Annotated in this window: 24 protein-coding genes and 1 tRNA gene; 11 read left to right on the top strand and 14 right to left on the bottom strand. The window is 34.6% G+C overall.

The genetic code is table 11. From position 1 onward, the window contains the following. Window positions 1–28: 28 nt before the first annotated feature. From P2W75_RS03330 to ureA, 9 genes are all read right to left on the bottom strand, one after another. Window positions 29–730, bottom strand: coding sequence for a hypothetical protein (locus tag P2W75_RS03330; protein WP_207298116.1), 702 nt, complete (start codon window positions 728–730; stop codon window positions 29–31). A gap of 1 nt (window position 731) precedes the next feature. Beyond that, window positions 732–1,529: an urease accessory protein UreD gene (locus P2W75_RS03325; protein WP_276378906.1), complete on the bottom strand. Its 798-nt coding sequence runs from the start codon at window positions 1,527–1,529 to the stop codon at window positions 732–734. Next, the gene (ureG, locus tag P2W75_RS03320) at window positions 1,530–2,168 is read right to left on the bottom strand and encodes an urease accessory protein UreG (protein WP_207298114.1); all 639 of its coding nucleotides are present in this window, start codon (window positions 2,166–2,168) and stop codon (window positions 1,530–1,532) included. It lies immediately after the preceding gene. 63 nt (window positions 2,169–2,231) lie between these two features. Then, entirely contained in the window at window positions 2,232–2,924 is a 693-nt protein-coding gene (locus tag P2W75_RS03315) for an urease accessory protein UreF (RefSeq protein ID WP_276378905.1), read from the bottom strand. Then, the gene (gene ureE, locus P2W75_RS03310) at window positions 2,917–3,426 is read right to left on the bottom strand and encodes an urease accessory protein UreE (protein ID WP_207298112.1); all 510 of its coding nucleotides are present in this window, start codon (window positions 3,424–3,426) and stop codon (window positions 2,917–2,919) included. The genes P2W75_RS03315 and ureE overlap by 8 nt, the downstream gene beginning before the upstream one ends. After that, window positions 3,423–4,082 (bottom strand): hypothetical protein, encoded by a 660-nt coding sequence (locus P2W75_RS03305; RefSeq protein ID WP_207298111.1) that lies wholly within the window; start codon window positions 4,080–4,082, stop codon window positions 3,423–3,425. Before P2W75_RS03305 ends, ureE begins: the two co-directional genes overlap by 4 nt. Before the next feature lie 66 nt (window positions 4,083–4,148). After that, window positions 4,149–5,870 carry an urease subunit alpha gene (gene ureC, locus P2W75_RS03300; protein ID WP_276378904.1) on the bottom strand — a complete coding sequence of 574 codons (1,722 nt, stop codon included), beginning with the start codon at window positions 5,868–5,870 and terminating at the stop codon, window positions 4,149–4,151. Window position 5,871: 1 nt separating this feature from the next. Beyond that, a complete protein-coding gene (gene ureB, locus P2W75_RS03295; RefSeq protein ID WP_207298109.1) occupies window positions 5,872–6,240 on the bottom strand; it encodes an urease subunit beta in 369 nt (122 codons plus the stop codon). A gap of 17 nt (window positions 6,241–6,257) precedes the next feature. Then, a complete protein-coding gene (gene ureA / locus P2W75_RS03290) occupies window positions 6,258–6,560 on the bottom strand; it encodes an urease subunit gamma (RefSeq protein WP_207298108.1) in 303 nt (100 codons plus the stop codon). Window positions 6,561–6,851: 291 nt separating this feature from the next. Here ureA and P2W75_RS03285 point away from each other — a divergent pair, with 291 nt between their 5' ends. The 5 genes from P2W75_RS03285 to P2W75_RS03265 all read left to right on the top strand — a co-directional run bounded on the left by P2W75_RS03285 (window position 6,852) and on the right by P2W75_RS03265 (window position 13,391). After that, a complete protein-coding gene (locus P2W75_RS03285; protein WP_276378901.1) occupies window positions 6,852–7,676 on the top strand; it encodes an AraC family transcriptional regulator in 825 nt (274 codons plus the stop codon). Window positions 7,677–8,157: 481 nt separating this feature from the next. Further along, on the top strand, window positions 8,158–9,450 hold the full coding sequence (locus P2W75_RS03280) for a TolC family protein (protein WP_276378899.1): 1,293 nt from the start codon (window positions 8,158–8,160) through the stop codon (window positions 9,448–9,450). Between the two features lie 294 nt (window positions 9,451–9,744). Continuing rightward, entirely contained in the window at window positions 9,745–10,797 is a 1,053-nt protein-coding gene (locus P2W75_RS03275; RefSeq protein ID WP_276378897.1) for an HlyD family secretion protein, read from the top strand. Window position 10,798: 1 nt separating this feature from the next. Continuing rightward, window positions 10,799–12,382 (top strand): MFS transporter, encoded by a 1,584-nt coding sequence (locus P2W75_RS03270; RefSeq protein ID WP_276378896.1) that lies wholly within the window; start codon window positions 10,799–10,801, stop codon window positions 12,380–12,382. Window positions 12,383–12,731: 349 nt separating this feature from the next. Continuing rightward, a complete protein-coding gene (locus tag P2W75_RS03265) occupies window positions 12,732–13,391 on the top strand; it encodes an HAD family phosphatase (RefSeq protein WP_276378895.1) in 660 nt (219 codons plus the stop codon). 284 nt (window positions 13,392–13,675) lie between these two features. Here P2W75_RS03265 and P2W75_RS03260 read toward each other — a convergent pair whose 3' ends face one another. Next, complete coding sequence (locus tag P2W75_RS03260) at window positions 13,676–14,038, bottom strand: hypothetical protein (RefSeq protein WP_276378893.1); 363 nt, start codon at window positions 14,036–14,038, stop codon at window positions 13,676–13,678. An 11-nt stretch (window positions 14,039–14,049) separates the two neighbouring features. Next, entirely contained in the window at window positions 14,050–14,280 is a 231-nt protein-coding gene (locus tag P2W75_RS03255; protein WP_276378892.1) for a helix-turn-helix domain-containing protein, read from the bottom strand. An 86-nt stretch (window positions 14,281–14,366) separates the two neighbouring features. Between P2W75_RS03255 and P2W75_RS03250 the strand changes: the two genes are divergently transcribed. Both P2W75_RS03250 and P2W75_RS03245 read left to right on the top strand, forming a co-directional pair. Then, window positions 14,367–14,600 (top strand): hypothetical protein, encoded by a 234-nt coding sequence (locus P2W75_RS03250; protein ID WP_276378891.1) that lies wholly within the window; start codon window positions 14,367–14,369, stop codon window positions 14,598–14,600. A 340-nt stretch (window positions 14,601–14,940) separates the two neighbouring features. Further along, window positions 14,941–15,567 carry a hypothetical protein gene (locus P2W75_RS03245; RefSeq protein ID WP_276378890.1) on the top strand — a complete coding sequence of 209 codons (627 nt, stop codon included), beginning with the start codon at window positions 14,941–14,943 and terminating at the stop codon, window positions 15,565–15,567. A 51-nt stretch (window positions 15,568–15,618) separates the two neighbouring features. Here P2W75_RS03245 and P2W75_RS03240 read toward each other — a convergent pair whose 3' ends face one another. Then, on the bottom strand, window positions 15,619–15,804 hold the full coding sequence (locus P2W75_RS03240) for a hypothetical protein (RefSeq protein WP_276378889.1): 186 nt from the start codon (window positions 15,802–15,804) through the stop codon (window positions 15,619–15,621). Between the two features lie 241 nt (window positions 15,805–16,045). Here P2W75_RS03240 and P2W75_RS03235 point away from each other — a divergent pair, with 241 nt between their 5' ends. Then, window positions 16,046–16,702, top strand: coding sequence for a hypothetical protein (locus P2W75_RS03235; RefSeq protein WP_276378888.1), 657 nt, complete (start codon window positions 16,046–16,048; stop codon window positions 16,700–16,702). Between the two features lie 14 nt (window positions 16,703–16,716). Here the strand turns inward: P2W75_RS03235 and P2W75_RS03230 are convergent, their stop codons facing one another. Both P2W75_RS03230 and P2W75_RS03225 read right to left on the bottom strand, forming a co-directional pair. Then, on the bottom strand, window positions 16,717–17,247 hold the full coding sequence (locus P2W75_RS03230) for a hypothetical protein (RefSeq protein WP_276378887.1): 531 nt from the start codon (window positions 17,245–17,247) through the stop codon (window positions 16,717–16,719). A 122-nt stretch (window positions 17,248–17,369) separates the two neighbouring features. Then, window positions 17,370–17,454: transfer RNA gene (locus tag P2W75_RS03225), tRNA-Leu, on the bottom strand. Between the two features lie 109 nt (window positions 17,455–17,563). Between P2W75_RS03225 and P2W75_RS03220 the strand changes: the two genes are divergently transcribed. The 3 genes from P2W75_RS03220 (at window position 17,564) to P2W75_RS03210 (ending at window position 20,850) form a co-directional block, all read left to right on the top strand. Beyond that, entirely contained in the window at window positions 17,564–18,952 is a 1,389-nt protein-coding gene (locus P2W75_RS03220) for a dipeptidase (protein WP_276378886.1), read from the top strand. Window positions 18,953–19,261: 309 nt separating this feature from the next. After that, window positions 19,262–19,633 carry a BlaI/MecI/CopY family transcriptional regulator gene (locus P2W75_RS03215; RefSeq protein ID WP_035645929.1) on the top strand — a complete coding sequence of 124 codons (372 nt, stop codon included), beginning with the start codon at window positions 19,262–19,264 and terminating at the stop codon, window positions 19,631–19,633. Next, window positions 19,630–20,850 (top strand): M56 family metallopeptidase, encoded by a 1,221-nt coding sequence (locus P2W75_RS03210; RefSeq protein WP_276378885.1) that lies wholly within the window; start codon window positions 19,630–19,632, stop codon window positions 20,848–20,850. The genes P2W75_RS03215 and P2W75_RS03210 overlap by 4 nt, the downstream gene beginning before the upstream one ends. Window positions 20,851–21,095: the final 245 nt, after the last annotated feature.

The following is a 21,095-nucleotide window of genomic DNA, read 5'->3' as shown; positions in this document are numbered from 1 at the left end:
AAATTTTTAAAATGTCAATATTTATTTTTTACCATTCGAAAAAGACCATTCCAATACCGCAGATTGTGACAACTGCACCGCTTATTAAAGACATGTAGCGTTCAATTTTTTCGGTATTGAATAGAGTTGTGTAACCGTAACGTCCTAGAAGAACCATTCCTAACATTGTTAATACTGTTGTTATCGTAAATGAAGTAATTAAGACCGTGATTTCATAGACGGAATGTTTTACACCTGAGTAAAATAACAGCGGAATTAAAGGTTCGCTTGGGCCCATTACAAAAATCATGAAGAGAACCAGCGGCGTTACTTTTATTCGTTTTTGCGGCATTACAATTTCAGTATGATTGTGTTCAAATACATATACATCATCGCCCAAAACATCAAAGTGTTTATGAGGTTTGTTTTGAATAGCTTGAACGAAACCGTAAACAAGATAAGCACCTCCAAAAAGTAATAATGCCCATGCCGAAAAGTTTCCTCTCAAATCCTGAAACCATGAAATCTTATTTAATTGCCAACCTAGAAAAACACCTATAAATCCTAATATCAGCGAGCTCAAAACATGTCCTAATCCGCAGGTGATGGTTAGAATGGCTGTTTTTGATTTACTCCATTTTTTTGATTTGGACAATACAATGAAAGGAAGATAGTGATCTGGCCCAGAAGCCGTATGTATGAAACTTATCGAAACAGCACTTAACAAAAGCGCCCAAATTGTACTATTCATTTTATTGTTGTTTTTGATCTAATGACCAGAGCATTTCCTTAACCTGAAGGAAAAAATTATACATTATTTCGCCTCCATGAGCTATTGCTCTCAATACAAAACCGTTATTTTCCATTGTTGAAATTCCAATTTCCATTTCGCTCTGATTTTTAGACATATTGATGATGTTTTCTGCCAGATCTTCTTTATTTACATTTTCTTTTGTACTAAAAAAGATAAATGTTCCCTGATGCGTATATTGTTCTAAATTTCCAATACTGTTAATAGGAATCAGATCGGGTTGAATTACCACATTATCTTTTACCATTAATTTATTCTCATGGTAAATTTCCATCAGGTTTTGAAAGCGTTTTAGTTTGAAAACTTCCCCATGATGTTTGCGCCCGCAGGTAATAATCTCGCTGATGATGATGTCGCTTTTTTTTCCGATATGAATTTTGGCTGTACTTTTAAAGTTCGAAGCTTCATGAGGAACTATAGGATGAGGAACATACGAAAATGAGGTTTCATCTTCCATCAAAACATTTAGTTCTTGACTCGCTTGATCTTTCATATTAAAAAGCCTCTGATAGGATTGTGACTGTAATTGCAGGGAAGCACCTTTTTCTAAAGCAACCTGTAAATCATAATGATCTCCATCCAAAATTCCAGGTGAAGAACTCATTACCATTTGGTACAATCTGCCATCATTTTTAAGTTGTCCAACCGAAACTACTCGAAAAGGAAGCGAAACATATAAGTCCTTCACATACGATTTGCCTTGCTTAAATCCGGCTATGATTTTTAAATGGCTGTTCATTTATCGTACCAGATTGGGTTCTTCAATTTCTTCAAGAAGAGCATATTTTTGAATCCAGCCAATTACTTTATCAAGACCTTCGTCGGTTTTTAGATTAGTAAATACAAAAGGATTTCCGTTTCGCATTCTTCGAGCATCATTTTCCATTACCTGAAGGCTGGCGCCAACATGAGGTGCAAGGTCGATTTTATTAATAATTAAAAGATCAGATCTTGTAATTCCAGGACCGCCTTTTCTTGGTATTTTTTCACCTTCGGCTACGTCAATGATAAAAATGCTGACGTCTGCAAGATCCGGACTAAAGGTTGCCGATAAATTATCACCACCGCTTTCAATAAGAATCAGTTCAATGTCAGGAAAACGAGCTGCCAATTCATCTACCGCTTCAAGGTTCATACTGGCATCTTCGCGAATTGCAGTATGCGGACATCCGCCAGTTTCAACGCCAATAATTCTTTCGCGTGGCAAAAGACTGTTTTTTGCCATAAACTCTGCATCTTCTTTGGTGTAAATATCATTCGTAATAACGGCAAGATCATATTTACCAAATAAACTTCTGCTTAAGCGTTCCAGCAAAGCTGTTTTTCCAGAACCTACAGGTCCTGCTACGCCAATTTTTATATATTTTCTATTTTTCATTTTTTTTAGATTTAAATCGTCTCTGATAAAAATCAGATCGTATAATTTGTCTTTAATTTAAGACTAAGACATGTAAAGTCTCGAATAAAGCCTTTCGTGCTGCATGCAATTAATATCGAATGAAGTGCTGCATATTCCTATTGAGTCTCGATCCAATGCAATGGTTTCCAAAGCTGTTTTTTCTATAGTAGGATAAAGAGCGAATAGAATATCCTGTCCGTCAATCTGCCCAAGCGGAACTAGTTTTACAGCATTGGTAATCATTCCCGAAGCAGAGGTGTAATAAAATCCTAAAAGCGCTTCGTACAAAGGAATTTTCATTAAGGAAGCGTACATGCCAAATACAATGCAGTAATGCGAAGTTGCCTCTTGATTTTGTACAGCTTTCTCGTATGATTCAACCAAAGAAGAGTTTTCTTTTCGTTTGAATATTTTAATTAAACGAACTCCTAGTTTTTGGCTTGCATTTCGAATTTCTTTGGCACATTTTAAGGCATTACATTCATTGTCAAGTTTTAATAGTAACTCGATATCATTGTTCTCTGCTGCTTCATAAGCTAATTTCATGAAAGAACCATCGTTGTATTTGAGATTGTATTGAAGCATGTTTTCTACAAATTCCTTTGCGGTTTCTCGATTACAAACAATCCTCTTCTGTACATACGTTTCGAGTCCGTTAGAATGTGTATATCCTCCAATTGGCAATGTGGGATCAGAAAGATGAAGCAGCGCCGATAAAAAGTTTAAATTATTCATCTTTTGAAGCCATTTTTAAGATCTTGGTAAATATTGAAGAACCTAAATTTCCATGACCGTGAGGTTCTACGTTTGATTTAAGAAGATTCAACAGTTTTACAGATTGTTGTTTGGGCGAAAAACCGGCAGCATCGAGCCATCTGAAAATGGGCATTTCAAATGGAAGTAATACTTTTCCGTTTTGAATAAAAAGCGGAATGTGTTTGTTCCCAATTTCATAACAAATAGTTCCCATTTCCATCATAGAATGCGGATTCATTACAATTGCATCGGTCTCTAAAACGTTGACAGCTATTATTTTTTCTTCATCTTCAAAAAGAATATCGCCTTCTCGTAAACGCTGTCCTTCTTTTAGAAATTTAATGGCAATCTCAATTCCGCTGCGGGTTTTCTTGCGTTGTATTCTTTTGGTGCATTCAAACCATTCCAAGTCCAGATAATCGATTTGTTTTTCAATTGTTGGGTACTGCGAAATGTTTCCTATAGTTTCATTAATGATCATGAATGGTTAGATTTTTTTTTGAAATTGAAGTTTTTTGAGATTCCAACACCAAATGTTGAACCGCTGATACCCGCTACATAATTCTTAGTCCATCCTTCGCCTTTAGTTTTTGTATCAAGCATAGAAAGCTCTCCAAACTTAAATTTCAAAGCCCATCCACTTCCTAGAAAAACCGCAAATAAAGGATAAGCACGTAAACGATATCCGTTAAAATCTTTCATTGAAGCGGTGTCATCTGTTTGTTTTTGTCCCCATACATAATGCGCGTCTACCTGACCAATTAAGGCAAAATATTTCCCTAAAGTAACCGAAGGGCTGTACCAGATTCCTGCTTCATTTTGTTTGTAAATGGTTTTATCATTAAAAACATTTTGAGCGTAGGCATAATTTACCCCCACCACATCGTTGTTATTAATAAAATATCCCACTCCAATAGGCACGCCTGCATTGGCACTCGTACCAAAAGAACTACTGCTTGTAGAAGGTGTATTGGTTTTCGAATAATCTAATGAACCATAAATCATGAATTGTCCTTTTGGTCCGTCATCAGTATCTTTTAATCGTAAACCGCCTAATGTTTGCGCATTCATCGAAACTGAAAAAAGAGTAATTACGACTGCGAATGCAAATAATGTTTTGTTAAGAATATTTTTCATTTTGATGTCTTTTTAATTTTTAAAATAAGGCTCGGAATTGTTCCGAGCCTTTTAAAACTCTTATTTCTAAAACAAATAATATAATTGTGTTAGCGGCAGTTTTTCTGCTGGTTCGCAGGTAATGTATTCGCCGTCTACAGTTACTTTATAGTTTTCAGGATTAACTTCAATTACTGGAGTTTTGTCGTTATGGATAAGATCCTTTTTAGAAATGTTTCGGCAGTTTTTTACCGGCAGAATCATTTTTTCTAATTTGTAAGACGCTACAGCTCCGTTATCAATAGAAATTTGAGAAACGAAATTGGCACAAGTACCAAATTTGGCTTTTCCGTGAGCTCCAAACATATTTCTGTAAATTACAGGCTGAGGTGTTGGAATAGAAGCGTTAGGATCTCCCATTTTACTAGCAATTACAAATCCGCCTTTAACGATAATGTCTGGTTTTACTCCAAATAATGCAGGTTTCCAGATCACAAGATCAGCTAGTTTTCCTGCTTCGATAGAACCTACATATTCTGAAATTCCGTGAGCAATCGCAGGATTGATAGTATATTTAGCAACGTATCTTTTTGCGCGGTAATTGTCATTTTCAGAAGTTTTGTCTTCAGCTAAATAACCTCTTTGATCTTTCATTTTACTGGCAGTCTGCCAAGTTCTTGTAATGACTTCACCTGGTCTTCCCATTGCTTGAGAATCTGAACTCATGATACTGAAAACTCCCATGTCATGAAGGATATCTTCTGCCGCAATTGTTTCAGGACGAATACGAGAATCAGCAAAAGCGACGTCTTCTGGAATGTTTTTGCTCAAGTGGTGGCAAACCATCAACATATCTAAGTGTTCGTCGATTGTGTTGACTGTGTAAGGACGAGTTGGGTTTGTAGACGCAGGAAGCACATTTGGATACATTGCTGCTTTAATAATATCTGGAGCGTGACCACCACCAGCACCTTCTGTATGGAAAGTATGAATTACTCGGCCGTTAATCGCATGCATTGTGTCTTCAAGGAAACCGCTTTCATTTAAAGTATCGGTATGAATGGCAACTTGTACATCATATTTATCAGCCACTTTTAAAGAAGCATCTATTACGGCAGGAGTTGCTCCCCAATCTTCGTGTATTTTCAAACCAAGAGCACCCGCTTCAACTTGTTCTTCAAGAGGTTCTTCGGCAGAACAATTTCCTTTTCCAAAATAACCAAGATTCATAGGATATTCTTCCGATGCTTCAAGCATTTTTTGAATATTGAATTTTCCAGGTGTACAAGTGGTTGCATTTGTTCCGTCATTTGGACCCGTTCCACCACCTATCATAGTGGTGATACCGCTGTACAAAGAAGTTTCAATTTGCTGCGGACAAATAAAGTGAATGTGTGTATCAATTCCTCCCGCTGTTACAATGTAACCTTTTCCTCCATGAACTTCTGTAGATGCTCCAATAATCATATTTGGAGAAACACCATTCATTGTATCAGGATTTCCAGCTTTACCAATCGCTACGATTTTCCCGTCTTTAATACCAATATCAGCTTTTACAATTCCCCAGTGGTCAATAATTACCGCTCCTGTAATACAAAGGTCAAGAACACCTTCGTTTCTTTTTGCTGTAACATTTTGCCCCATTCCATCACGTACCGTTTTTCCACCGCCAAAAACAGCTTCATCACCATAACTTGTGTAATCTTTTTCAATTTCAATAATTAGATCTGTATCTCCCAAACGGATTTTATCTCCTGCTGTTGGGCCTAATATATTGGCATACTGTTTTCTATCTACCTTTAAGCTCATCTTATTGATTTTTAAAATTTAACTGTGCAGCTTTTGCAATACTTTCTTGTTTCTGTTTTTCAGAATCGGTTTGTCCGCATACCAGATTATTAAATCCAATTGCTTTTTTGCGTCCGCCAATTGCTACCAATTCTACTTCTTTTTCTTCTCCCGGTTCAAAACGAACAGCGGTGCTTGCTACAATATTTAATCGTTTTCCAAAAGCTTTTTCGCGATTAAAACGCATTGCTTTGTTTACTTCAAAAAAGTGAAAATGAGAGCCCACCTGAATAGGACGATCGCCCGTGTTTGTTACTTTTATTTTTACAGTTTCTCTGCCTTCATTGCAGATAATAGTGCCTTCTTTTACAAAAATTTCTCCTGGTATCATGTTTTGATTTTTAAGGATTAACGTATAGGGTTATGAACCGTTACCAGTTTGGTTCCGTCAGGAAAAGTGGCTTCAATCTGTACATCATGAATCATTTCGGCTACACCCGGCATTACATCATCAATAGTTAGGATTTGTGCGCCTTCCTGCATTAGTTGTGCTACTTTTTTCCCGTCTCTGGCACCTTCCAGTAAAAAGTGGCTTATAAGCGCTACAGATTCTGGATAATTCAATTTAAGACCTCTGGCTTTTCTTTTAAGAGCCAGCTCACCTGCCAAAAAAAGCATAAGCTTTTCTGTTTCTCTCGGAGTTAAATGCATAATTATTTTTTTTAAGTTGGATAATATTTACCTGTTAGATCTCGATCATTAACATGGTAAAATTAGAAAGGCAGTGAGCCCGCAGGCTATCAAAAAAAATATTTAGAATGTTCAAAAACGTGACAAATGAAGACTTGATTTTTGGATTTTTTTAACTTAAATAAGAAAGAAAAAATGCTATAGTTTTGATAATCTTGTTAATACGTAAAAAACGTTTTTGTTAAACTTGAAATCTAGAATTGAGATCTTCTGTACCTTTATGCTCAAAAAACAAATTGTATTCATTTCAGAATGGAACAACCACCTTTCAAAGTAGACAAATATTATATCAAGAAAGTAGATGCCGATAAAAAGAGTATTTACTGTCATCATGATATAATGGGCGAATTGCTGGTTCCAACACACAAACACGACAAAGCGCAAATGTTATACGCTGAAGGCGATGTAGTTTTTGTGACTACTGAAACAAAATCGTACTTTCTGCCTGCAAGACATTTTATTTGGATTCCGAGTGGAGTAGAGCATAGTATTCATCCGAAGTCGGAGCAGGTGATGATGCGAAATCTTTATTTTCCGGTTGAAAAAGATGAAGATGAATTCTACAAAAGCGAAGGTATTTATCCCGTGAATAATTTACTGCTTCAAATGATGATGTTTACCAATCAGTGGAATGGTGATTTGAAAAAAGGAAGCCCGAGTTTTGTTATTGCAAAAGCCATAAAAGCAATTCTTCCGCAGATATGTCATACCAACTTGCCTTTAGAATTGCCTCAGGCTAAAGATGCGCGTTTGGGAAAAATTCTTCGATATATCGAAAATAATCTGGGAGAAACGATTCTGTTTGCAGATGTGGCGAATGAATTTGGTTATAGCGAACGCTCTTTGTATCGCTTATTTCAGAAAGATCTCAAAATGTCGTTTATTCAATATTACACCATTCGAAGAATCCTTAAAGCCATCGAACTTTTATTAGAAAGAAAGCTTTCTGTAAAAGAGGTAGCTCTGGAAGTTGGTTATAATAGTGTTCCAACTTTCAGTAATACTTTTTTCAAGATTTTAGGTCAAAGACCTTCTGATTACTTAAACGGAGAGGAAATTTTGGAACGCGGTAAATAGATTTTGTTTCACGCAGATTTTACAGATTTAAGCTGATTGAGACAGATTTTCTTATTGTATCACTTAAAATTTTCTCTCGCAGATTCCGCAGATTTAGGGGATTTTTGGATTGCGCTAAATGTTTCATGCAGATTTGTTTAGATCTAAGCTGATTTGCAGATTTTTAAATTAATAATCTGCACAATCTGCCAAATATGCGAGAGCAAAAAAAAAAGAAATCTTTCTGCATCTGCTTAAATCCTTTTAAATCTGCGTGAAATATATAACTCGCAAATAATTGTTTTTCAGTGTTTTAATATATCTTTTTCGAAAAATGGAATTTTAACATTTGTCCGAAATGAATATGTTATTGACTTTTTATAATCTTCCGCCAAAGAAAAAATGAAGGAACTTTGCAGCATAAATTATTTAAACATCCATGTTCCTTACAAAAACAAACTCTAAAGAAGATTGTTTTCCCAGAAGCTTATTGATTTTACTAATGGTGTTAGTATTCAATAGTTTACAGGCTCAGGAAGTTCATACGGTTTCTTTACAAGAAGCGATGAAACTGGCGAAGGAAAACAATAAAAAAGTCCTTAAATCTCAACTGGAGATTACGCTCGCTGAGCAAAACATCAAAGAAAGAAAAGAACTTAGATTGCCAGATGTACAACTAAACGGAATGTACTCTAGAATTACCAACATTACAGAATTTAAAGGAGATAGTTTCTTAAACGGAAAAGAAGTTACGAAAGCAATTCCTGAAATCTATGAGGTGAATTCCACTTTTAAAATGCCAATTTACGTTGGAAACAAGATTAACAACGCGATTAAAATTGCGAATCAGGAAAACGAAATTGCAAAAATAAAATCGGAAAAAACAGAGAATGATATTGAACTGGAAGTTGTGGCCAACTATCTGGCGATTTATAAAATGATGGAACTTCAAAAGATATTTGAAGAAAACATCAAAGAAGAAAAAAGCCGATTAAAAGAAGTGCAATCGCTTCAGAAACACGGAACGGTAACCAAAAATGAGGTGATACGTGCCGAATTACAGCTCTCAGATCGTGAGCTGAATGCGCTTACAAACTCCAAAAACATTCAAATAGCGCTTCACGATCTGAAGACTTTAATTCAGATTCCGGAAAATGAAGAAATTGCAATTGATACGACTGCGAGTTTGGATGAAATGAACGGCGTAGATCCGTACGATTTTTACTTGAGTAAAGCCATGCAGAATGAAGAAATGCGAATGGCGAGTCAGGAATTAAACATCAGTAAAAGGGAACTGCAAATGGTAAAAGGGAATTATCTGCCAAGCGTAAACTTCTTCGGGAATTATGGTTTTTATTATCCAAACTACAAATTCTTTCCGCCAAATCCGTATTTGTACACTTTAGGTCAGGTGGGAATCGAGGCACGTTTTGATCTTTCGGCTTTGTATAAAAACAAAACTAAAGTAGCCAAAGCGAATACTAAAATCGATATGCAGAAAATGCAGAATGAAATCATAAAAGATGAAATTCAGGATCAGTTGTACAAAGAGCATACGCAGTATCAGGAAATCCTTGAAAAGTTTGTTGTGGTTGACAAAGCTCTGGATTTAGCCGAAGAAAACTACCGAATCGTTAAGCTGAAATACTTAAACCAATTGGTTTTAATTACCGAAATGGTAGATGCTGATAATGCTTTGCTTCAAGCGAAATACAACAAAATTGCTACACATTTGGATGCTGTTTTGAAACATTACGAAATGATGCACACGGCGGGGATTATGCCTCAGATTTAGATGCTGTTGAAAGATTAGGCTGAAGCCTTAGAAAAAAGAAGAAAGAAAAAAGATTAACAGTATAGTTTCTCAGTTCCGTAGGAACGTTTCATGTTGTAGCGCCGGATTTCAATCAGGGGAGAGAAAAGATTAACAGTATTGTTTCTCAGTTCCGTAGGAACGTTTCATATTGTAGCGCCGGATTTTAATCCGGGAGAGAAAAGATTAAAGAATATAGTTTTCAGTTCCGTAGGAACATTTCATATTGTAGCGCCGGATTTCAATCCGGGGGAAAAAAATTAAAGAGATAAAAAGATGGTTAAGATAAAAAATGAAACTAAAAGAAATAAAACGTTTCATATACTGATAACAATTATTGCGTGTACGCTGGTTATAAGCGGAGTTATTTTGGGAATTTGGTTTTATGTGTTTAACCGAAACCACGAAGAAACCAATGACGCTCAGGTAGAACAATACGTTACGCCAATTATGTCGAGAATTACGGGTTATGTACAAGAAGTTCGTTTTGACGAAAACCAATTTGTACATAAAGGCGATACTTTGGTAGTGATCGATAATAGAGAATACAAATCGAAATTGAATGTGGCTCTTGCTGATGTTCAAAATGCACAGCAAAATAGTGTTGTGGCTCAGAAAAATGCCATTAATACAGCAAGTGCAACGGCAATTAACGAAGCACAATTAGAAGCTGCAAAAGCAAACCTTTGGAAAACAAAATTAGAATACGAAAGATATAAAGCTTTGGTAACCGAAGAAGCGGCAACTTCTCAGCAATTAGAAAAAGTAAAAGCAGATTACGAATCGGCTCAGGCACATTTTTCGGAAATGAAAAACAGAATTCATTCGGCTTCTTTAAGTACTTCTGTTGCTGAAGCGAATGTTCCGACAACGCAAACTAATATTGCTTCAAAACAAGCGGTTGCTGATAATGCGGCATTGTTTCTTTCGTACACCATAATTACAGCGCCTTATGATGGTTGGGTTGGAAAAAGAACTTTACAGCCAGGACAAATGGTAAAAGAAGGGCAGTCTTTGCTTTCTATTGTAAGTAAAGAAAAATGGATTACAGCCAATTTTAAAGAAACCCAATTGCAGTATTTAACCGTTGGGCAAGAAGTAGAAATCAAAGCTGATGCTATAAACGACAAAATTTTCGTGGGAACAATTGCTTCGTTATCGCCTGCGAGCGGTGCGAGATTCTCATTGCTTCCTCCGGATAATGCAACTGGGAACTTTGTGAAAATAGAACAGAGAATTCCAGTTCGAATTCAGTTAAAAGAACAAGACAAACAAACCGATTTTTTAAGAGCAGGAATGAACATTACGGTTGTTGCTGCGCACAAATAAAATGGAAGATAAAAGTATATTTAAATCATGGGTTCCAAAATGGGCGATCATTACTATTTTGTTCGTTTGTTTACTGCATTCTATGATTTTATTGGGAGTTTATACGTCAAACGTAACGTATGCGGCAAGTTTTCTGGATATTGAGCCCGAAGATTTGCAGTTCGCGATGTGCGTTACCTACGGAACTTTGCTGGCAACTATCTTGATAGAAAGCCGATTTTCGAGCTTTTTTCCAACCAAAAATTATCTGATGGGCGTGTATTCCTTAATCGGAATTACGATTGTGCTATCAGGTTATGTTACCAATTTTTCGGTTTTTTTATTGCTAAGAATTGCCGAAGGTGTTCTTATGGCGCTTCCTGCCATTACAATCAGACAATTGATTATTCAGCAATTCAATTCTAAAAACGCCATTATCATCGGGTTTTCATTTTATTATGGCTCGCTGTTGTTGTCTACGCCGTTTATTATGAATATTGCCGTGTGGTTTCTCGATCATTATGACTGGAAATACATGCTGTATGTTTCGGGCGGACTGCAGGTTTTAAACGTCTTTTTAATCTTAGTTACTTTTAGAGGGCACCGAATTACAAAGAAGATTCCGTTGTATCAAATCGACTGGATGAGTTATTTTTTGGTTTTAATTTCGATTCTTTGCGGTGCCTACTTTTTTGTGTATGCCGAAAAAAAATATTGGTTTCAATCGTCAGAAATGGTTTTGGCGTTGATGATTTCGCTCATCACAGGCGGATTGTTCATCTTTAAAGAACGTTTGGTAAAAAGACCAAGTTTTGATTTTGAAGTGATAAAATACGCCAATCTACGAATAGGATTTTTATTGTTTTTCCTTTTCTATATCAGCAGAGCGACGTTGAGTCTTTGTCATTCGGCGATGTTTTCCATCTGGAATTGGGATCCATCGCGTGTGGCAGGCGTACAATACATAAACGGACTAGGAAATGTAATCGGATTAGTTCTGGCTGCTTTTTTCCTGATGAAATCTGTTTCAACTAAAATTATTTTCATGATTGGTTTTTCGCTCATTGCTATTTTCCACTTCTGGTTTACGTTTCTTTTTGTACCAGATGTTGCGCTGAGCGATATTATTGTTCCCTATATTTTGCAAGGAATTGGTGTTGGGTTTTTATTTGTTCCGCTCATCTTATTTACCACATCATCGGTTCCGGCAAATATGGCGGTTTCTTCTGGGATTGTTGGGGTTTCAGGACGTTTCTGGGGAAGCACAGTTGGTTTCTGCGTTATGCAGAATGCGATTGTTTTCTTAAATAAAAAACATTTCTTGAAGCTAAGCCAATTTATAACAGGAGAAAACCCAGAAGCACAAAACACAATTGCTTCAACCACACAAAGTTTTATCGCCAAAGGATATTCGGCAGACAATGCCAATGTTTTGGCCATGAAAAAAGTTTTCGGCACAATCGCCAAACAATCGACTTTATTGGCCGATATGGAAATTTACACCATTGTAGGTTACGGTTTAGTGGTTTTGATTATTCTAATTGCTTGTAACCAACATTTGAGACAAACTATGACTTTGGTGAAAAGTAAAATTTGGATCGGCTAAAATGCAAATTCCAATTTTTTTAAATTCCAAATTCCAAAAAAAAACGTGATTTAATCTCGCAAAGTCGCAGAGGCGCAAAGTTTTGTTTTTTGCCACAGATTAATAAGATTAAAAGGATTTTGTTTCACGCAGATTTTGCAGATTAAAGCAGATTTATTTTTTAAGATTTTAAGAATAAATAATCTGCGCATATCCGCTTAAATCTTTTTAAAATCTGCGTGAAATAAAACTTTGCGCCTCTGCGACTTTGCGAGATTAAAAAAAACTTAGCGAATCTCTGCGAGAAACCTCCGCGCATCTCCGCAGAAAAACCCTTATCTTGCACCCGTTTAAAAAACAAAATAAAATTATGAGCCAGCAATGTGTAATTTTTGATATGGACGGCGTGATTTGCCACACCAATCCGCATCATGTAGTCGCTTTTGAAGAATTTTTCAATAAATATAAAATTCCGTATACCAATCAAGAATTTGAAGAGCATATGTACGGAAAACACAATAGTTACATTATGTCGCATTTCTTCAAACGCCCAATCGAAGGAGAAGAATTGACGAAACTTGAAGACGAAAAAGAAGGAATGTTTCGTGAGATTTACAAAGACAAAGTCGAAACGATTCCGCATTACATGCAGTTTTTAGAAGAGCTAAAATCACGCGGATTCAAAACAGCTGTCGCAACGTCGGCTCCGCGTGCCAATTTAGATTTGATTGCAAATGCTTTGAAACTCGACCAAAAAATGGATTCGATGATGTCTAGCGAAGATGTTACGTTTCATAAACCAAACCCAGAAGTATATTTAAAATCGGCAGAGCGTGTTGGTGTTTCTCCGTCGGATTGTGTGGTTTTTGAAGATTCTTTTTCGGGCGTTACAGCAGGATTAAATGCCGGAATGAAAGTCGTTGGGGTTTTGAGTACGCATAAAAAAGAAGAATTGCCAATATGTGATTTTTATATCAATGATTACAGCGAAGTGAATGTGGATAAGATATTAGAATTGTTAGGGAAGTAAATTCCAATTTTTTTAAATCCCAAATTCCAAAAAACTATATGTTGAGACCTTTGTCAAAGTTTTAAACTTTGACAAAGGTTTTTTTATGTGCCAAAGTATTTGCTGCAAAGTTTGTCATTTCGACGGAGAAGAATAACACTAGAAATTCCACAAAGCAAATCTTCAATCTGTCTCGAATCTCGCGTGAGCTTTCTCCTCCGTCGAAATGACAAAATCATTGAATTGCCTCCTGCTTTAGCTGGAGGTTTTTTTATGGTTTTTAGGAAAAGGCTTTAGCCGAAATTCTAATTGTAATTTGTTCCGTTACAATTAAATTGTAAATTTAGTACTGTATCTTTTTTAAAAATACTTAAAATTGCTTCATTTTCCTTTTTTCTGATTGTGTCTCCTATTTCAATTTCTTTATAATAGTCGCAAAGCCATCTGTTTTCCTCATCATAAATGGTATCTTTATTAGTATTTAAACTTTTTCCTGTGATGTAGAAATTATGTTTTGAGAATGGTAAAGGTGTTTCTTTTACTACGATATTGAAACTTCCTTTTCTGTAAATTGATATTAGTTTTCTGCAATCAACTTTTTCACAGGAGATGAAAATTAGAAGAAAGAAAAATAAAACTTTTGAAGTTATAAAAGAATTTTTTTTCATCTTTTGTTTACTTATTTCAAAGGAAAATCCAACAATTCTTTAGGTTCAATATCTAAAGCATTGGCAATTTTCAGAAGAGTTTTTACGCCTGTATTTACTTTGGCAACTTCTAATCTTGCTATTTGAGATTTATTAATACTACAGTCGTCAGCTAAATCTTGTTGAGATAAGCCTTTCTTTTCACGTAATTGTCTAACGTGAATGCCAAGATTTACAAGAAAAGTTTCTTCTGAAATATTCATATTTCAAAAGTGGAAAGATTTATTTTGTTCATGTAGGCCAATTCGCCTACAAATTATTATATTTGCCTCAAATAAAAAATAAGATAATGACTACAGAAAACCTTTCGAAAGAAGTTGAAACTAGATTAAAAGATTTTTTTATTGATGTAATTGATGCAAAAGATATGGCGAAAACCATTCGAGAAGTCAATTATGTGATTTCGTTATGTTCGATGCGCGGATGCGAAACGATAGAATCTGAATTCAAGAATATCGATGATAACTTTTACTGGCTCAATCGATTGGCAGAAGTTCTTGATCCTTATTTAGAGATTGATTAAAATACTTTCATTTCGACGAAAGGAGAAACAAACAGTCACCAACAAATTAAGATTAATTAGCATTTTTTAAACACCGTTGGCAATGCTGTAAATCTCCTTTCGTCAAGATGATTGATATTATAGATTTTCATTTCGACGAAAGGAGAAGCCAAACAGCAAACCAACAAAAATTGAGAGTGATTTCCGCAATTTTTTTCATGTGTACAAACTGTTGGTGATGCTGGGAATCTTCTTTCGTCAAGGTGATACAACTAGATAAATAAAAGTTAAATTACATCAATCTGTAAATTATTAATTCAGAAAAATCTTATTTTTACCCGCGATTTAAAAATAATGAAATATGAAAAAGGAAATCTTAGAACGAATTAAAAAATTAGGCGGAAACATCGATAATGTAAAAGGAAATTCGCTTCAAGAAGATTTACAATCTATAACTTTTGATACTGTTCTTTATCCAAAACCAGAAGATGCACCTTGGGCTTCTGCTGAAGATCAAGAACCTATTTTCGGGATTGGAGATTTCGTCGATGAAAATGAAGCTCTTTTTAAAGAAAACAAAGAAGCTTTTTACGATAAGCTCATTCAGAAATATTTCTGCAAAACGACCGAAGGATTTGGACAGATGTTTTGGGAAGTTAGTTCTTTTACACCTTTCAAAGAAGGTACTGCTGATTATAAAGAATGGTATAGAGATTTCACAGACGAATACACGGATTTAAGCGAAATCACAAAAGTAACCAACGACACAACCCCAGATTTTATTCTGCTCGCGACAAGCTACGGTTTTCCAGATAGTTTTTATATTGCTTTATCTGACCCAAACCCAGAAAACCCAACTTTATTCGGTACTGATCGCACAGGTTTTTTCAGTGAAATAACCAATGAAGGAAACCTTCAAGATTTTATGAATTCATTTATGACCAAAGAAGAGCTTTTGGAAATCGTCAAGAAGGCGATAGAGAAATAAAGAAGATTTTCTCATTATTTGTTATTCCTCGTTCTTCGGAATGACAAGTTTTCAGTTAAAAACATAGCCAATGGTTTCAACCATTGGAACGCAATCATTGTCGACAATCTTTGTATCCCAAGGTTGAAACCTTGGGCAATGTTTTTTAATTATCAATAAATTCATTTCGACGAAAGAAGAAACCAAAACAGCAAAACCAACAAAAAATTCCAGAGTGATTTCCGCAATTTTTTTCATAGTGTACAACCTATTAGTGATGTTGGGGGGCTTCTTTCGTCAAGGTGGATTGATAAGGAAAATTACTCATATGTCGAAAAAGATATTTGCTTATGAAGATTATAAAAGAAATATATGTGAGTGAATGTATTATGTTAATTATAAATGTTTATCAAGATAATTGTAAATACTAATATTGTTAATATATTTGGAACAAGAATTTGGGTTACTTAGTCAAATGATAAAGTTATAATCAAGCAATATGAAATTGTTGAAATCACAAAAAAATTCAATATTTGAAATAATACAAGATTTTGATTTTTTTTCTCCTGATCAATTTGAAGTTATTGAAAATGAAACAATAACAGGGTATGATACTATTGTGCATTTTAAAGCAGATAAGGATAATTATTTTTCCTTTGATGACTGTAAGTATGTTAATAGGTTATATGTTAGATATTCTCCAGGCGAACAGCAAATAAGGGATTTTAGCTCTGATATTATTTGGGATCAAGCATTAGATTATTTTTTTAATTGGTTAATTTATTTGCAAAGAGAGGTTTTGTCTCCAAATCTGTGGGAGCAATTTAAATCTAGAATTTCTGAGATAAAATATGATAATGATTTTAAAAATGAGAAATTTTCATTTTCAGAATATGCAGAAATTTCAGAAAAGATAGAGGTTTTAAAAAGTAGTCTTTCAGCTATTCCCTTACTATTAGATCAACAAAATACAATTATTGCTAGGTTAGATCATCTAAATGAAACAGCTAAAGAATTAGGTAAATTTGATTGGGTAAATTTATTTGTTGGTACAATAATTAGTGTTTTGATACAGCTAAACGTTACTCATGATAATGCAAACGCAATTTGGGACTTAATCAAAAGCGTATTTAATGAATATATTTTATTAAAATAAAAACACTTAATAAATTAAGAATGCATTTGTTGGGTCTCTTCTGATTTGACATCTTCCCAATGTTGAATATATTGTTCTCTCCAGTTTGATCTTATATAAAAAAAAACAAATCCAAAAAGAAGAATGCTTAATGAATAGAATATACAGTGTTTAAACCCAGTAAAACCTTTAAATAAAAATAATGCAATATCAATAATTAGTAATCCGGCATAAATTAGTAAGACTGTTAGGCTAAATGTTAATTTTCCTTTTGATTTTGTTGCGAACTTTAAATATCTAGTTTCGTATTTAAGATTGCTTTTAGATTCAAGGAAAACATATATGTAGGAAGCTAGTCTAATTATGGATTGTAATCTTGAAATAATTATAAAGCAAGCTGGAAATATTATAAAAAGAGGTAAAAAGAAATAAAAAAATCTTTGTTGAATTGCTGGATTTGCAATTAATCCTATCAATGCAACGCTGCCTGCTACAGAAAAAGTGACAGTTGTAGCAATCATATTTGCTAAAAGAGAGTATTCATCACGTAATTTTTGATACTCCAAGACTTCGTCATTTGATAGCATATGTTTTTATACAGATTAAAGAGATTAAATGTAATGGTTTTTTTGCATTTAGATTTATTAAATAACAAAAAAGCTTCTGAAAAATATTCAGAAGCTTTTTTTGGTGCGGATAATAGGACTCGAACCTACACGCCTTGCGGCACCAGATCCTAAGTCTGGCATGTCTACCAATTTCACCATATCCGCGGAATTGTGGGTGCAAAGATAGGCATACTTTTGAATAATCAAAGCATTTTTTCAAAATTTTTTTTAATTCTCTTTTTTGTACATTTGGTTTTCTATAAAAATAATTTAAATGGAAAATATTAAGTCCTACGTTCAACAACATAAAGATCGGTTTATCAATGAATTGATCGAATTATTAAAAATTCCGTCGGTAAGTGCCGACACTGCATATTCTCAAGATGTTATTGACACAGCAGAGGCTGTAAAAGAAAGTTTATCAAAAGCAGGGTGCGAGTATGTCGAAACTTGCGACACTCCAGGTTACCCAATTATCTACGGAGAAAAAATAATCGACCCAAATCTTCCAACGGTTTTAGTTTACGGACACTACGACGTACAACCGCCAGATCCGTTAGAATTATGGACTTCACCACCATTTGAACCTGTTATTAAAACTACAGATATTCATCCAGAAGGAGCGATTTTTGCTCGTGGAGCGTGCGACGACAAAGGTCAGATGTACATGCACGTAAAAGCACTTGAATTAATGGTACAAAGCAATACGTTGCCTTGTAACGTAAAATTCATGATCGAAGGAGAAGAAGAAGTAGGTTCTGCAAGTTTGGCTTGGTTCGTAGAACGCAATCAAGAAAAACTAAAAAATGATGTGATCCTTATTTCAGATACCGGAATGATTTCGAACCAACAACCGTCAATTACAACAGGTTTAAGAGGTTTGAGTTATGTTGAGGTTGAAGTTACGGGTCCAAACCGTGATTTGCATTCTGGTTTATACGGTGGAGCTGTGGCAAACCCAATTAATATTCTGGCAAAAATGATTGCTTCTCTTCACGACGAAAACAATCATATTACGATTCCAGGATTCTACGATAAAGTTCAGGAATTATCTGCAGAAGAAAGAGCCGAAATGGCAAAAGCGCCTTTTAGCTTAGAAAAATATAAAAATGCTTTAAACATTGCTGATGTTTACGGTGAAAAAGGATATGTAACCAACGAAAGAAACTCAATCCGTCCGACATTAGACGTAAACGGAATCTGGGGCGGTTACACAGGAGAAGGTGCCAAAACGGTTATTGCGAGCAAAGCTTTTGCTAAAATCTCAATGCGTTTGGTTCCAAATCAAGAATGGGAAGAGATCACAGAACTTTTCACAAAACACTTTACAAGCATTGCTCCAGCTGGAGTTACGGTAAAAGTAACGCCTCACCACGGTGGGCAAGGTTATGTAACACCAATTGACAGCATCGGATATCAGGCTGCTAATAAAGCGTATACTGAAACTTTTGGAGTTCCTGCAATTCCGGTTCGTTCAGGAGGAAGTATTCCGATTGTGGCTTTATTCGAAAAAGAATTAAAAAGCAAAACCATCTTAATGGGCTTCGGGTTAGACAGCGATGCCATTCACTCTCCAAACGAACATTTCGGAATCTTTAATTACTTGAAAGGTATTGAGACTATTCCGTTGTTTTATAAGTATTTTGTGGAATTGAGCAAATAGTTTTTTAACCGCAAAGAGCGCGAAGAATTACGCAAAGTTCGTGAAGATTTTTTAAAACAAGATTATAAAAGTTCGCAAAGCTTTATTCACATAGCTTTGCGAACTTTGCGTTTATAAGCGTAACTTTTTGAGAAAAATCCTTGCGTCCTTTGCGGTTAAAAATACAAGGAAACAGAATAAAAAAATAAGAAAAAACTTGTTTGTTTAAAATTTAATTCTACATTTGTAGAAATAAATCTATATTTGTAGAGATAAATAATCGTTTTGTGAAGAAAGAAACGTAGCATCTTAATCTTAGAACCTAAAAAAATGCAATTATCAAATTCAGAAGAACAATTAATGGAGCATTTATGGAAGTTAGAAAAAGCTTTCATGAAAGATTTGCTCGAAGCGTATCCGGAACCAAAACCGGCAACAACAACAGTTGCAACACTCTTAAAGAGAATGATTGACAAGAAGTTTGTAGCATACAACGAATTTGGAAATTCTAGAGAATATTATCCTTTGGTGAAAAAAACAGATTATTTTTCAAAACACGTAAAAGGATTAATTAGCAATTTCTTTAATAATTCGGCATCGCAGTTTGCTTCATTCTTTACTACCGAAACTAATTTATCGGCTTCGGAATTAGAAGATCTTAAGAAAATAATCGATTCAGAAATTCAAAAAAAGAAAAAATGATAACTTATCTTTTTAAATCGGGTTTGCTGCTTATTGTATTTTTTGCAGTGTATAAACTGTTGTTAGAAAATGAAAGAATGTTTCGTTTTAATCGCGCTTATCTTCTTGCGAGTTTGGTTTTTAGTTTTGTAATTCCGTTGCAGTTATTTTCATTTAAAACTTCATTTGAAACCGGAATAAACGCATTTCAATTAGAAGGAGTTGTAATTAAAACAAGCCGTGTTCCTTTAAACGAAACATACATATTAAAGGCAGTATTAGACAATTTGATTCCGCTTTACGTAGTTGTTTCAATAGTGCTGGCATTTCATTTTATTTTAAACTTGGTTTCGTTTTTTAGGAAATTAAGAAATAAAGAAACTCGTTTCGTAAGTGGTGTAAAAGTAATTCTAACAGACGAACTTGTTTTGCCTCACTCTTTTTGGAATGCCGTTTTTGTTAATAAAACAGATTTTGAAATGGAGAAAATCCCTGCAGAATTATTAGTGCACGAAAAGACGCATTTAGAACAAAGACATACATTGGATATTCTTTTTCTTGAAATCTTGAAAATTATATTTTGGATAAATCCCTTCATTTATCTTTTTAAAAAAACCATTAAACTCAACCATGAATTTTTGGCTGATGAAGCAGTGAATAAACAATTTGGCGAAGTAAAAAATTATCAGAATCTATTGCTTGATTTTATTTCGCAGAAAAATACTATTGCCTTGGCGAGCAATATCAACTATTTAATAACTAAAAAACGTTTACTTATGATGACCAAAAAAGAATCTCAGATTAAAAATGTGTTGAAAATTTGTGTTGTAAGTGCTGTGTGCACTTTTGTATTGTTTACTTTTTCAGCAAAAAGTATTGCTCAGTCAAATGACAATACAAAAGTTCAGAAAGACTTCAAAGTTAGTTATGACACTACAAGTGTAAATGAGCCTCAATATCCGGGAGGAATGACCGAGTTTTATAAATTTATAGGTAAGAATTTTAAAATCCCAGCAGAAGTTTCAAAAAATAAGATTGCAACAAAAATAAAAATGCAGTTTATGGTTGAAAAAGATGGTAGTTTATCTGAAATTGAAGTTGTAAAAGATGCGTATGATTTAGGTGAAGAGGCGATACGTGTTTTAAAACTTTCCCCAAAATGGATTCCGGGTTCAGAAAACGGAAAGCCAGTTCGAGTAATGTATAGTCTTCCAATTACTATTCAATCAGAAAAATAAATCAAAAAAAACGTTCAGAAATGAGCGGATTTTTTTAATTAAGATTTATAAAAGCTCGCAAAGTTATATAGATATAGCTTTGCGAACTTTGCGTTTATAAACGTAACTTTTGAGAAAAATCCTTGCGCTCTTTGCGGTTATTTTTGACCACAGAGTACACTAAGTATTTACGCAAAGACCGCTAAGTTTTTTAAAAGAGATTTATTAAAGTTTGCAAAGTTTTATCCATGAAGCTTTGCGAACTT

It is taken from the genome of Flavobacterium sp. H4147 (assembly GCF_029360735.1).
Classification (GTDB): Bacteria; Bacteroidota; Bacteroidia; order Flavobacteriales; family Flavobacteriaceae; genus Flavobacterium; species Flavobacterium endoglycinae.
This window is presented reverse-complemented; position numbering and strand designations above follow the sequence as displayed.

Bases quoted from the DNA above. Each gene is read 5' to 3' on its own strand.
- P2W75_RS03330 (WP_207298116.1), bottom strand. From the start codon at position 730: ATGAATAGTACAATTTGGGCGCTTTTGTTAAGTGCTGTTTCGATAAGT.
- P2W75_RS03325 (WP_276378906.1), bottom strand. From the start codon at position 1,529: ATGAACAGCCATTTAAAAATCATAGCCGGATTTAAGCAAGGCAAATCG.
- ureG (WP_207298114.1), bottom strand. From the start codon at position 2,168: ATGAAAAATAGAAAATATATAAAAATTGGCGTAGCAGGACCTGTAGGT.
- P2W75_RS03315 (WP_276378905.1), bottom strand. From the start codon at position 2,924: ATGAATAATTTAAACTTTTTATCGGCGCTGCTTCATCTTTCTGATCCC.
- ureE (WP_207298112.1), bottom strand. From the start codon at position 3,426: ATGATCATTAATGAAACTATAGGAAACATTTCGCAGTACCCAACAATT.
- P2W75_RS03305 (WP_207298111.1), bottom strand. From the start codon at position 4,082: ATGAAAAATATTCTTAACAAAACATTATTTGCATTCGCAGTCGTAATT.
- ureC (WP_276378904.1), bottom strand. From the start codon at position 5,870: ATGAGCTTAAAGGTAGATAGAAAACAGTATGCCAATATATTAGGCCCA.
- ureB (WP_207298109.1), bottom strand. From the start codon at position 6,240: ATGATACCAGGAGAAATTTTTGTAAAAGAAGGCACTATTATCTGCAAT.
- ureA (WP_207298108.1), bottom strand. From the start codon at position 6,560: ATGCATTTAACTCCGAGAGAAACAGAAAAGCTTATGCTTTTTTTGGCA.
- P2W75_RS03285 (WP_276378901.1), top strand. From the start codon at position 6,852: ATGGAACAACCACCTTTCAAAGTAGACAAATATTATATCAAGAAAGTA.
- P2W75_RS03280 (WP_276378899.1), top strand. From the start codon at position 8,158: ATGGTGTTAGTATTCAATAGTTTACAGGCTCAGGAAGTTCATACGGTT.
- P2W75_RS03275 (WP_276378897.1), top strand. From the start codon at position 9,745: ATGGTTAAGATAAAAAATGAAACTAAAAGAAATAAAACGTTTCATATA.
- P2W75_RS03270 (WP_276378896.1), top strand. From the start codon at position 10,799: ATGGAAGATAAAAGTATATTTAAATCATGGGTTCCAAAATGGGCGATC.
- P2W75_RS03265 (WP_276378895.1), top strand. From the start codon at position 12,732: ATGAGCCAGCAATGTGTAATTTTTGATATGGACGGCGTGATTTGCCAC.
- P2W75_RS03260 (WP_276378893.1), bottom strand. From the start codon at position 14,038: ATGAAAAAAAATTCTTTTATAACTTCAAAAGTTTTATTTTTCTTTCTT.
- P2W75_RS03255 (WP_276378892.1), bottom strand. From the start codon at position 14,280: ATGAATATTTCAGAAGAAACTTTTCTTGTAAATCTTGGCATTCACGTT.
- P2W75_RS03250 (WP_276378891.1), top strand. From the start codon at position 14,367: ATGACTACAGAAAACCTTTCGAAAGAAGTTGAAACTAGATTAAAAGAT.
- P2W75_RS03245 (WP_276378890.1), top strand. From the start codon at position 14,941: ATGAAAAAGGAAATCTTAGAACGAATTAAAAAATTAGGCGGAAACATC.
- P2W75_RS03240 (WP_276378889.1), bottom strand. From the start codon at position 15,804: ATGAAAAAAATTGCGGAAATCACTCTGGAATTTTTTGTTGGTTTTGCT.
- P2W75_RS03235 (WP_276378888.1), top strand. From the start codon at position 16,046: ATGAAATTGTTGAAATCACAAAAAAATTCAATATTTGAAATAATACAA.
- P2W75_RS03220 (WP_276378886.1), top strand. From the start codon at position 17,564: ATGGAAAATATTAAGTCCTACGTTCAACAACATAAAGATCGGTTTATC.
- P2W75_RS03215 (WP_035645929.1), top strand. From the start codon at position 19,262: ATGCAATTATCAAATTCAGAAGAACAATTAATGGAGCATTTATGGAAG.
- P2W75_RS03210 (WP_276378885.1), top strand. From the start codon at position 19,630: ATGATAACTTATCTTTTTAAATCGGGTTTGCTGCTTATTGTATTTTTT.